The sequence below is a fragment of the Parapedobacter indicus genome, from assembly GCF_900113765.1.
GTDB classification, from domain to species: Bacteria; Bacteroidota; Bacteroidia; order Sphingobacteriales; family Sphingobacteriaceae; genus Parapedobacter; species Parapedobacter indicus.
Genome location: NZ_FOQO01000008.1, coordinates 189374 through 202229 on the forward strand (window position 1 = coordinate 189374; position 12856 = coordinate 202229).

Annotated in this window: 8 protein-coding genes; all 8 read right to left on the reverse strand. The window is 47.8% G+C overall.

Annotated features, from left to right (window positions below):
- Positions 1 to 98 precede the first annotated feature (98 nt).
- A complete protein-coding gene (locus BMZ56_RS16845) occupies positions 99 to 1217 on the reverse strand; it encodes a FecR family protein (protein ID WP_090628675.1) in 1119 nt (372 codons plus the stop codon).
- 86 nt (positions 1218 to 1303) lie between these two features.
- The gene (locus BMZ56_RS16850) at positions 1304 to 1885 is read right to left on the reverse strand and encodes an RNA polymerase sigma factor (RefSeq protein ID WP_090628676.1); all 582 of its coding nucleotides are present in this window, start codon (positions 1883 to 1885) and stop codon (positions 1304 to 1306) included.
- A gap of 227 nt (positions 1886 to 2112) precedes the next feature.
- Positions 2113 to 3780, reverse strand: coding sequence for an FAD-dependent oxidoreductase (locus BMZ56_RS16855; RefSeq protein WP_090628677.1), 1668 nt, complete (start codon positions 3778 to 3780; stop codon positions 2113 to 2115).
- 103 nt (positions 3781 to 3883) lie between these two features.
- On the reverse strand, positions 3884 to 5611 hold the full coding sequence (locus tag BMZ56_RS16860) for an FAD-dependent oxidoreductase (protein WP_090628678.1): 1728 nt from the start codon (positions 5609 to 5611) through the stop codon (positions 3884 to 3886).
- A 13-nt stretch (positions 5612 to 5624) separates the two neighbouring features.
- A complete protein-coding gene (locus tag BMZ56_RS16865; protein ID WP_090628680.1) occupies positions 5625 to 7337 on the reverse strand; it encodes a RagB/SusD family nutrient uptake outer membrane protein in 1713 nt (570 codons plus the stop codon).
- Positions 7338 to 7356: 19 nt separating this feature from the next.
- Entirely contained in the window at positions 7357 to 10683 is a 3327-nt protein-coding gene (locus BMZ56_RS16870) for a TonB-dependent receptor (protein ID WP_177195185.1), read from the reverse strand.
- A gap of 253 nt (positions 10684 to 10936) precedes the next feature.
- On the reverse strand, positions 10937 to 12133 hold the full coding sequence (locus BMZ56_RS16875; RefSeq protein WP_090628683.1) for a FecR family protein: 1197 nt from the start codon (positions 12131 to 12133) through the stop codon (positions 10937 to 10939).
- Between the two features lie 68 nt (positions 12134 to 12201).
- Complete coding sequence (locus BMZ56_RS16880) at positions 12202 to 12804, reverse strand: RNA polymerase sigma factor (protein WP_177195186.1); 603 nt, start codon at positions 12802 to 12804, stop codon at positions 12202 to 12204.
- Positions 12805 to 12856: the final 52 nt, after the last annotated feature.

Sequence of the window (12856 nt, forward strand, 5' to 3'; positions counted from 1 at the left end):
TGGTGATGCGTCTTCCCTGTATGTTTTGCATGCCATGGGTTATGTTGTATTTTTTCTATTCATATCATAATTTTTAAGGTAAACAATAGATCAATTGGTTATTCGATTATTAGCTTGTTGCTTTCAATTCTGTATTTTATCTCCGATATACGTAATAGCTCCAAAACTGTTCGCAGTGTTACATCTCTTGACATTCCCCCACTAAATCGTTCCTGTGGCACTTTATTGCGGTAGATGACTTCAACGTCATACCATCGCGAAATCTGCTTCATCAAATCAGCGAGCGAGATGTTGTCAAAATGAAAGTTGCCGTCTTTCCACGCAATATATTGGGCTACATCTACGGTTTGTACATCCATAGCGGCACCGTGGGTGATGGCTTGTTCACCCGGAATTAAGACCTCCTCCGTGCCGGCTTGCAATAACGAGGAAACCTTTACTTTGCCACCTACTAATGTCGTTTTCGCCGCGTCGTCATCCGGATACGCTGAGATGTTGAATTCAGTACCAAGCACTTCTATTTTCTGCTCCTTACTGATGATCTTGAATGGCCTTCCTTTATCACTAACCACTGAAAAATATCCTTCGCCTTCAATTTCCACAATGCGTTCATTGCCTTCAAATCGCACCGGATACCTCAATATTGAGGCGGCATTTAGCCAAACCTTCGTGCCATCAGGTAAAGTGATTTGATAGGTGCCGCCCTTTGGTGTTTTTAGAGACATAATACGTGAGATATTAGATGAGAAATCACCGTTTCCACTGCCTTGGATATCTGTTGTCTTATTTCTGACATCTACAACTTCACTTCCATCGGCGTATGTAATCTCATCTCCAACGATTATTTTTTCCTGTGCTTCGCTTAGATTAACTGTCCTGCCATCCGCTAGGGTAAGCATAGCCCGATTCCCGCCAGGAGCTACATCTTTTACGATAACCTCAGCGCCACTTGTTTGCTTTTTGCTGTCTAACAACAACCACGCTCCCACTAATGCAACCATGGCAATCACTGCCGCTGCATAAGGCAACCACATAAACCCTCTCCGACGCAAAACTGCTTGGTCAGTCTCGTAGGCCTTTTGTAATTCATCCAGCCCGTGGGCTTCTTGACTGGCATATCGATTGAACCAAGCATTCAATTGCGCTTGTTCATCAGGCGTACATTTCCCCTGTCGATACCGTTCAAATAATTGTCTGATTTCTTCGCGATCCTGCATAATTTACAATTGGGCACTAAAGGTTCTCATCCCTTTATATACAATACTGATGGAAAAGGCAAAGGTTATAGTCGAAAAATTTTTTTTTAGAAAAACAATAAAGAAACCAACCGTTGGAGTTTTCCGCGCAAAATACGAACCGCCTGATGCTTATGCTGTTTTACCGTCCCTTCGCTGATAGACATGCGTTCAGCAATTTCCTTATTGCTCAGGTGATCGTGCCAGGAAAGTTCGTAAACCTCCCGCATTTTAGGTGGCAATTGGTTGATTTTTTCCTCCAGAAGTTGCTCCAATTCGCGTGCAAGTACGGTTTCCTCTGTAGCTTCCGTGCTTTGCTGCTCAAACGCTGCAAAGGAATTAATGTATTCGTCGAAGTACTTGCTCCGGCTCATCGCAGTCAAGATCCGGTTACGCAGTACCGTATAAAGATACCCTTTTATATTACCCGAAACATTAATACAGTCTGGGCGTTGCCAAACATCGGAAAAGAGTTCCTGAACCGCATCCTGCGCGTCTTCTTCATCACGCAGCAAATGATACGCAGAAAGGTACATGCGGTTGTAGTGTCGCTCATAAAATTGGGTAAAAGCCTCCCCGTTGCCTTGCTGGATGTGCAAAACAAGCGCTTTATCGGAGGTAGCCTGACTATTTAGATAGCTTTGATCCATAATTTCTCCCGTTAGCAAGAGATGAGAACCTTAGGAGTATTGGATATCGGCTATGCCTATCTTTGATTAGTTATCCTTACTTGCAAACTTAGGTAAATTAATTGATAAAAAGCAACCCGTTAACCTGTGATAAAACACAAACAGTGGCAGGATTATGTCGCAAGCGATCAATCCTACCACTGTTTTCTGATTGGCGATATGCGCGGTTACTATTTTTCCAATTCAGTTTAATTCTTTTCGACAGCGGGGGTAGACAATACCTGTTTCTCTTCTTCTAACACCTTCAACAAATCTTCGTACGTCACGTCCTGAACACCCGTCTCGTTGTCAATTGCCAGTGACGCCGCCAATGCCGCACTCTGACCCAAAATCATAAACACAGGCTCCATACGGATGCTACCGAAAGCAATGTGCGAACTTGACAGGCATACCGGCACCAGCAAATTGGCACACTCTTCCCGCTTAGGTATAATCGAGCCGTATGAAATTTTATAAGGACCGTTCTTGGTAGAAACACCAATATCGCCTTCATTCTGTACAAATCCATCCGGTTTCACATAGCGTTGTACATTGTGTGAATCAAGCGTGTAAGATCCCATCCCCACCGGATCAGTGATTTCCCGTTCACTGAATGTATCGTGCTCGGTCATCACATACTGTCCAACCATGCGACGCGCTTCCCGTATGTACAGCTGATGCGGCCAGTTGCCGTTGTCTGTGAACTCGTCTGCCGCCAGTCCCCATTGCGCCATTTCACTCCGCACCTCTTCGGGCACCTGCGGATCATTCGCCAGGAAGTACATCAATCCCTGTTGGTAGTCGGTATGCTCCCTGATGATCTCCTGGCGCCTTTCGTAGCTCGCCTCCGGGTAGTCATAATTCATCCCGATAAAGTCCGTACTGAACGGGCCGTGGTTGTTGGTGTCTGTTTTCCGGTTAGGAATCGGGTCAAACTTACGAAACGTCTCCCGCCATCCCGATGCGAACACACGGGCAAGCAGCTCATAGTTTTCGGCGTTGTAATTATCCGGTTTCGGAAAAGCCACCCGGTTGTCCGGATGATTGCTCAGGCACATCCGGAAGCAGTAGGCCTGCAGGCGGTGATCGCCCTCGCCGTATGTACCCGGGTCTTCCCCCGAAACGCCGTACAACAAACCGCTGGTGCTGTCGCCAGGCACTTTGTACGGACTGATATCGCTATTGAACCAATGGCCGTGGTGCAGCACACCGGTCTGCACCCCGTTCCACTTTTCATCATACACACGGTTGGCCTCACGGCCTACATGGTAACTCACCCCGGCTGCGGCCATCAGGTCACCTTCGTAGGTAGCATCGATAAACATCTTCCCTTTGTAGGTCTTCCCGCTTAATGTGGTGATCGAAACGATCCGGTCTCCTTCTTTGGCCACACCCTTTTCACGGTCCAGCCACTCATCCCGCCGGACGTCCAGTTCAAATTCCTTCACATAATCCTCGAACACCTGTTCGGCGACATGCGGTTCAAAAATCCACATGGTACGCGCATTGCCATCCATGGCGGGTGTTCCCTGGCCTTTATTGCCGTATTCGGAATGTTTTTGCCACTGCCAGGCGGCACTGTCCTCGTAATGCAGGTAAACACGGTGGTAAAAGTCGCGTGCCAAGCCGCCGATGACCGATTTATTGCCCGTGTCGGTAAAACCCAGACCACCCGATGAGAGGCCGCCAAGGTGTTTATCCGGTGACACCACAATAACGGATTTACCCGATTTCTTCGCCTGTACCGCCGCCGTGACCGCAGCTGAGGTGCCACCGTAAATAATTACGTCTGCTTCAACTGCGCCATCCCTGCTGCAGGAAAAAAAAGAAAAAGCAATAACCAGCAGAAGCAAAAGTGATTTTGGTGTTCGTTTCATATTATCGTTTTATCTTAAATTTATGAACTGATCAAACCTGCATTTTCATCATCCTATGCGTTAGGCGAAAAAAATGCAGGTTTCGTTGCGTCAAATGAGCCTTTTAGTTATCAATCTGAATCTCCAGTACCTGTTTGTCTTTTAACAATGTGTTTTTTAACGTTGCGTAATCGACATCCTGTACGGCCACTCCTTCATCGATAGCCTGACAGGCAACGGTAGCTGCCGACTGTCCCAATACCATAAACACCGGTTCCATACGGATGGAGCCGAAAGCGATATGCGTAGCACTTACACAAACCGGAACAAGTAGATTTCCACATTCCTTTTTCTTGGGAACGATTGACTTGTAGCTGATCGGGTAGGGACGATGGCCATGTGCTTCCACATTTCCCTCGTTCTGCACAAACCCGTTCACGTCTACGTAACGTTGTATGTGGTGTGAGTCCATCCCGTATGCGCCCATCCCCACTGGGTCCTCCACAACGTCTTTCCGCTCGCAATTTTTCTGGGTCATCACGTAGTCGCTCATCATACGCCTTGCTTCACGGATATAAAGTTGTTGCTGCCATCCGTCGCTTCCCTGCTCGTACTCATCCTTACACGTACCCCACTTTGACACAGCGTCTCGTACTTTTTTAGGAATTCTGGGATGATAAGCCAGCGTCCACATTAATCCCTGTTGATAGTCTCTGTGCGCTTGGACAATTCTTTCCCGTTCTTCATACGATGCTTCGGGATAGTCGTAATTCTGTCCGATGAAATCGGTGGAGAATCCCTTCTGGTTATTGGTATCCGTCTTACGATTGGGCATGGGTGAATTGATCCAGGGCACCAGCTTGTCGCCATAAGGATACATCTCCTCAATCGGTCCCGGTGCTGCCTCATAGTTTCTGAAAAGCAATTCATAATTGAGCTCGTCGTAATTTGCCGGCTTTTTGAAGGGAATCCGGTTGTCCGGATGGTTGGTTAGCGTCATTCGGAAGCAGTAAGCCTGTATTTTATGGTCACCATCCCCATCCACGCCCGGCGGCTCTTCAGAGATATAGGGCAAGAGTCCGCTTTCGGGGTTTCCTTTCACGACATACGGATCAACCCGATCAATAAAATTGTGATTATACGCGTTCCGGGAAACCGTCCAATTCAGTGTTCGGCCGATACGATTGGCTTGCACACCGTTTAACGTTTCTCCGTATTCCCGATTAGACTCCCTTCCTACGGCGTAGCTGACTCCCGCAGCGGCCATCAGGTCTCCTTCGTAGGTGGCGTCAATAAACATTTTTCCGGTATATTGCGAACCATTCTCCATTTTAATCGATTCAATTTGGTCGCCTTTTTTACGGATACCGGTCTCCCTGTTTAATCGTTCACCGTAGACAACATCTACTTTTTCGTCGGAAAGCATTTGGTCATAGACCTTTAGGGCAGCGGAAGGTTCGAATGTCCACATCGCATCTTCGCCCTTTTCGGTTCTCGTCTGTCCCTCATCCAGGTATTCACCCCGGTCTTGCCAACGCCAATTTTTCGGATCCTCGTAATACTTCCGGATATTTTGATAAAATTCACGGGAGATCCCTCCAATCACAAATTTGTTTCCAATATCGGTTTGCCCTAATCCGCCGGTTGTCAGTCCACCAAGACGGTGAGTCGGTTCAATAATCACGACCGATTTACCCATCCTTGAGGCCTGAATGGCTGAAGCGATCCCGGCAGAGGTGCCGCCGTAAACAACCACATCGTATTTTTTTTCTTTCCCGGATGTCGGGGAATGATTCAGGATCAATAAAGCCAGGCTTAAAGCCAGCGACTGGATAATTCTTTTTGAAATCATAGCTACGTATTTGTTATTCCCAGTTGGGGTTTTGTGTCAAACTCGGATTTGTCTGCCTTTCGATATAAGGAATGGGCCAAAGATAATCCTTGTTGGGATTAAAAATACGTCTATCGACTGTACGCATGGACGTATTGGGATCGTTCACATCCGAAGCAATCGGAATGCCGGCAGCGGCGTAATCGGGCGTACCCCATTCGTCGATGACGGGTGCTTTGGTAGGATAAGACTTCTGCATCCTTCCGAGTATAAAGCCGTTCATTACGTCTTCGGCAATTTTCCAGCGACGGATATCGGAAAGCCGCTGACCTTCTCCGGACAGCTCGTGACGGCGTTCGCGCGCAATGGCATAAAGCAGTTCGTCGCCAGTCTCTTCAATGTTTGGCATTCCCACACGCGAGCGGACCTTGTTCAGCGCGGTATAGACAGAAGCGTCGGTTTGACCTGCTCTCACCTTAGCCTCCGCATAAATCAGCAATACCTCAGCATAACGGATCACAATGATGTTATTGTCGCAGTTATTGACGTCTCCGTAGTTCTTATCATTCACATATTTACGCCAGTTTATACCACTGAACGATGCGTAGGCATTCAACGCATCCTGGTTATCTACTCGCGAAGGGGTTGGCGTGTGATAGTTCCAGCATTTCACACTGTCTCGGTGCGTTTCGAATTGAAAACCCTGGAAAATACAGCCTGGTTCATTTTGCCAGTCGGAATAGCCCGATGAAGGCAGCGCAAGTGTCCATGCTAAACGCGGATCGCGGTTGTCCCAAGGTTTGGCCGGATCATACAAAGGCGACTCGTCAATAGGGAGCCCGTCTATACATCCGTACGAATCGACTAACTGATAGGAGGGAATTTTGTTGGCGTGACCGCCACCGTTTCTTCCGCCAAAAAGCCTGAAAATCGGATGGACTTTAAAACCGAACAAATATTGGATCGAAAAAAGAATTTCTTTCGAGTCTTGTCCTTCGTACGTAAACAGGTTTGGAAAACTTGGATCGAGCATCACTTCAGACCCTTCCATTTTCATGACTTCCGAGGCGGCCGCAATGGCTACATCCCACTTCTCGCTGTATAACGCAGTTCTCGCTTTTAGCGCCAAGGCTGCCTGCCGGGTAGCGCGTCCTGAAGTCGGTTTGTCCGTCGTACCGAGTACGGCGGCAGCTTCGTCATAATCCTTGAATATCTGGTTCAGCACCTCTTCTTTGGACGAACGGGGGATTTGCGCATTCTCGAGCGTCAATGTTTCAAGCACCAGCGGCACATCGCCATATAAATCAACCAAATAGGAATAATAGTACGCCCGTAAAAACTGTGCTTCCGCTTTTGCCTGAGACAATACGTCGGCACTTACCGTGCCTTCTACCTTCGCGAGGTTATTGATCAGGTAATTGCATCGGCTGATACCGCTGTAACATGTTCTCCAAACCGTTTGAACAAACGAGCTTTGGGCATCGTTGGCCCCCTGCGACAATCGCTGTACATCGTTCGTATTGCGGTCCCATCCGTTGTCTGACAATTCCTCAAACGCCAGGAAGAAAGGCATTCCTTCCCAATCGGTCCAAAGATCGGTGTAACAGCCAACGACAGCCATCTCAATTTCCGTTTCGTTTGCCAAAAACGTCTTATCCGACGGGGAATCCAGGGGGGCTTTATCCAGGAATTCACTACACTGCGCAAACAACAAAATGGTTGCTACTGAATATATAAGCTTCTTCATAAAATCAATCCTTTAAAAATTAAAACCTTACATCAAGTCCGATGGTCGTGGTGCGCATAAGGGGATAAAAATTACTATAACCCGATAACACCGGGGCCTCCACATCAAAATATTTCCAGAATTTTGTGGCGGTAAACACATTATCGGTGCTTACATACACTCTTAAGTTGGAAATACCGATTCTAGATGTAAGTGTTTGCGGAATGGTATATCCCACCTGAAGATTCTTCAGGCGCACATAGGAAGCATCTTTCACCCAAAAAGATGAGTTTTGCTGATTATTACTGTTGTTGAAAGCCAATCGTGGGAATTGGGCGTCCCGATTCTCGGGTGTCCAGTAGTCTTTCCCGATTTCAGGCATCGATCCGCCTTCATAAAACGAGCCGATTGAGTGCCCCCATACATAACCATCAGCCTTGCCCACTCCCTGAAACAGGAGGTTCAGGTCAAATCCTTTATATTCGGCAAATAGATTCAGTCCAAATGTGTAACGCGGGATGGTATTGCCCATGATGATCCGGTCAGAGGTATTGATCACTCCGTCGGCTGCGTCGAAGACACCATCGCCATCGGTATCAATTGTTAACTGATCTTTGTACTTAATATCGCCGGGACCGAAATTACCGATCTGGGTGGCACCATTATAATTCCCGTCAGCATCGTAGTCTTCGGGAACGATATAGCCCTCGGCCTCATAACCATAAAGCGAATACATCGGGTATCCCTCTCGGTTGACAGTCAGGCCGGTCTCGTTAATACCCTTCAAATCAAGAATTTTATTCTTGACATCTGAGATATTGAACATGGCGCTGAAATTGAAGTCACCAAAACGATCGTTATAGGTCGTACCTAATTCCCAGCCCCTGTTTTCGAGTTTTCCCGCATTTTGGGCAGGCGCCGACTGCCCGATGATCAACGGAATTCCAAGATTCAGCAGGATGTCATCGGTTACTCTGTGGTAGTAATCAGCTGTAAACTCCAGCTTTCTGAATAAACCGAATTCCAAACCGATGTTGCTCATCGTAGTGGTTTCCCAGCTTATTATTGAATTTGCCATTGTGGTGAGTGCAGCGCCTGAAGTGATGTTCTTGTCGAAAATATAATTCGTGTTTATATTGACCGTTGACTGAGCCGGATAGTATCCGTTCAGGGTATTCTGATTTCCCAGCTGGCCCCACGATCCTCTAATTTTCAGGTTATTGGCCACATCCCTCAGATTGTCCCAGAACGCCTCTTCGCTGACACGCCAGCCCGCCGAGACCGAAGGGAAAAGACCCCACCTGTAGCCCGGTGCAAAACGGGACGAGCCATCATAGCGCAGGTTGGCTTCAAACAGGTATTTACCTTGGTAATCGTAATTGAGACGCCCGAAAACCGCCTGCAAGGCATAGTCCGAAGCAGAACCGTTTGATCGTTGGTTTTCCTGACCGCCTGCGCCCAAAACCGGATAATCGGGGAAATTGAATACTTCGCGGTAGCCCGAGTGCCATTTGTTCCAGAAAGTTTCCTGCTGATACCCGGCCATCAACTTAAAGTTGTGTTTATCTTGAAAAGACTTGCTGTACGTGGCACGTCCCACCAACATGCTGCGCAGGCTGCGGTTCGTCGTTTCCGTAAGCATTGATTTCGCCATCGTTTGCGGGTCGGGGGTACCATCGTTGAGGTATAACTGTACGCGTTTGTCCCAATTGGTATTGTGCCCTTCCCAGTAGTTAAGCGCATACTGCCCCTGTAGTTCGAGATCCTCCACCGGCTTGAACGTCGCGGTGAAGTTCATGATGCCCGAAGGTGCGGTATTGGTAATCGTTCCTCCGTCTTTGTAATAGGCGACGGGATTAACCCCCTGCCATCCCGGACCGTAGCGTCCGTCTGCCAGATAAGCCGCCTGGTTAGCGGGGATACGACCTACGAAGTTGTAGCCGGTACCTAACTTAGACGGTTCCTTAGCATCGGAATAAACCAGCGCTATATCCGAGCGGAGTGAAAACTTTGAAGATACCCTGTAATCGTTATTCGACCGCAGTGTGTATCGTTTAAAATTTGTATTCTCCGTAATGCCATTTTGTGAAAGATAGCCTGCCTGGGTCAGCGACTTGAGCCGCTCCGTGCCCAAACTTACCGTAACAAAGTGATTTTGCAGTAAGCCGTTGTTTGTCGCAGTAGCATCAAACCAGTCCACATCGGGATAATTCGGGTCATTTCTGGCGATCCCCTCTTCATATTCCTTGATGAATTCCTCGGAATATTCCGGTGTCATCCCCACGGCGCGCTTCGCAATGGAAATATACTTCATAAAGTCAATCGCGCCTACATATTCAGGCACATTCGTAGGAACACCTTTAGACACATAGCTATTGAATGATATGTACGCCTTGCCGTCTTCTGCCCGTTTTGTCGTAATCAGGATGACCCCATTTGCAGCGCGGTTACCATAAATAGCTGCCGAAGCCGCGTCTTTAAGCACCGAAATCGATTCAATACTTTTCGGATCAATGGAATTGATGTTTGCCTCGACACCGTCAATCAGTACCAGTACATCATTATTCCCGAGCGTGGTCTTACCGCGGACGCTGATGATACCGGCATCGCCTCCGGGCTTGCCGCTGCGTTGCGTTACACTGATACCGGGTACCAGGCCCTGCAGCGCCAATGAAGTTTGCGCAACGGAACGCTTTTCCATCTGCGGCACAGAAACATTGGATACGGAACCCGTAAGGTTTGATCGCTTCTGCGTTCCATAGCCCACAACAACGACCTCATCGATGCCACTCACAGAAATTTTCAACACGGCGTTGACGACGCTTTGACTTCCAATGGGCGATTCAACCGCTTCATACCCGATGGCTGTAAATACCAACGCGGTTTGATTTCCCTCAATACTTAAACGATAATCTCCGTCTGCATCCGTAGTGACGGCAGAAAAAGTTCCCTTTACCGTTACCGTAACCCCCGCCAGTGGATTCCCCTCTTCATCCGTAACCCGCCCGGTGATCGTCCGTTGCAGCATTTCTGACAAGCGGTCCGAATCGGCCGACTCGCGGTTGTTTTTGCCACTGAGCGCTGAAATCACAATTGTATTTTCCGTAATATAATAGGTAAGTGCCAATGGCTTTAATAAGGATTCCAACGCGTCCGTCAACGATTTCTTTTCAACGTGTATGGAAACTTTTCGATCGGGGTTTACAAAACGGTCGTTGTACACCACAGCCAGATTCGTCTGCTTTTTTATGGTTCGGAGCACGTTGCTGAGCGGCTGGTTCCTGGCATCCAGACTGACCGTCTGCGAGCGTGTAGCACCACTGAGGTGCATGCAAAGGACAACGAGCAGCAAGGATGTCAACTTCATAATCCGAAATAATTGGCCAGTACCGCAAATCGGTACCTTTTTCCTCCCCATAGGGGAAAAATCATAATTTATCATTACGTTTGTGCGTTTAGATAGTCTAAAAAACTGATTTAACTCTCGGTTGTTTGTATTGTCTGAACTTCGGGGGGAGTGTTTGCCGCACTTTCCCTGTTCATTTTTGATCTTAAGTTTTGGTTTTTCTCATAATTATCGTGTTAAATTAATAATTGGTTGTTTGTTACTCCTCAAATAATCATTTCCGTACGATCAATGTGCTTTCCTTCAACGAGACATTAATCGTAGAGTGTTGCAAAATATCAAGTAACCCACGCAACGAAACATCGCGCTTGATATCACCACTGAATGTCTCATAGGGTACGCCATCTTGATATACCACCTCCACATCATACCACCTCGCCGCCTGCCGGAGGATTTCTTCAACCGGTGTTTTCTTGAAATAGAAATAACCGGCTTTCCACGCGGTGTAGGGTTCGGTGTCGACGTTGGCTTTGGTTAGGTTTTCGCCGCTGATGATTCCCTGCTCGCCGGGAACAAGTTCTACGTACTTATCATTTTCGACCGCTGCTCCGCTTAATTCCCCGGCCAGAGACAGGCGGACCTTTCCTTCCACCAATGTCGTTTTGATTTCGGGGTCATCCGGATAAGCCGAAACATTAAACTCCGTTCCCAATACCTGGATCTCTTGCCCGGCACTGACCACCTTAAATGGCTTTTTCGTATCCTTAACAACCGAAAAATAAGCCTCACCAGTGAGCTCGACGGTACGTTCAGCATCGGAAAAACGAGGTGGGTACTTCAGTGTAGATCCGGCATTTAGCCATACCTGCGTGCCATCCGACAACGTAATCTGATACGTGCCCCCTTTAGGGGTACTCAATTCCAAAAAAGTCGTCGCTCCCCGATCCTCTCCATTTCCTGTTACTTCAGCGAGTGGATTTCCGTCGCGGTAGGTTATCGCTCCGCTTCCGATAACAATGCCGTCTCGGGCTTCGTCCAAGGTGATGGTGCGGCCGTCGGCCAGCGTAAGCGTAGCACGATTGCCGCCGGGCGCAATATCGGTGCGGTGGGTCGATGCCAATTTGATGGGTTGGCCCTCTTTTCGAGTAACCACATAGATCGTCACCGACACAGCTAAAAACACCATGACGGCGGCAGCGGTGGCCATCCACATTCGATACTTAATGCGGTTTTTTTTACCAATGGATGCCTGGAATCGCTGATAGCCTTCGTTTACGTCAAACTCTTCGAACTTCGACAACGAGTCGTTAATGGACTGGCTCTTGCAGATGGTCCTATATATCTGCCGATGCCTATCGTCCTGCAGCCAATCGTCAAGCACCGCTTGTTCAGCGGGCGTAATTGTGCCGCCGATTGAGCGGGCGATGATCCGCCCAATGATTATCGAGGTGTTTTCCCTGTTAAGGTCCATCTACTATTCGTCGTTATATGCTATACAGCGCCGAATCGGATTTGTACCAAAGGGTCTGAAAAAAAAAGTTAACGTTGAAAAAAATGGATCACAAAGGCACCGGCAATAAGCAGTTCGAAAGTGTCTTTGCTGAGCCGGCTGCGCAAAATAGCTAATGCACGGCTTTTTTGATTGCGCAAGGTCTGCAGGCTGATCCCCATTTCATCGGCAACTTCTTGGTTAGATTTGCCTTCCAGATAGGTCTCACGGATGATTCTTCCTGCTTTTTCAGGCAACTTGGAAATCGCCTCATGCAGTTCATTGAACATTTCGGTGCTCGTGATTTCCGCCAGGTAAAAGGTGTCTTCTTCGCCCACGTCCATCTGATAGATAAAGTTCCGCTTCATGGACCTGACAACAGCCTGCTGGTGATTCAATGCGGTATGCTTAGTAGCAAGGTAAAGGCTGGCGAGCACATGGTCTATGTGCTGGAACTGCTTCGACGCCTTCCAGAATTTGATGAATACTTCATTGACAATATCTTTACTCGCTTCCCGGTCATTTACGTACCGATCTGCAAATACACACAGCCGCGTATAAAAACGCTCGAAGACCATTCTGAAAGCCACACGATCTCCTTCCTGTAACTGGGTTACCAGATTGCTTTCGTCTATTTGGGAGTGTTCGACCACAATGCGTGCGTTAATTTCAGGTCTAATATCAAGAATTTTCCACTAAAACAAA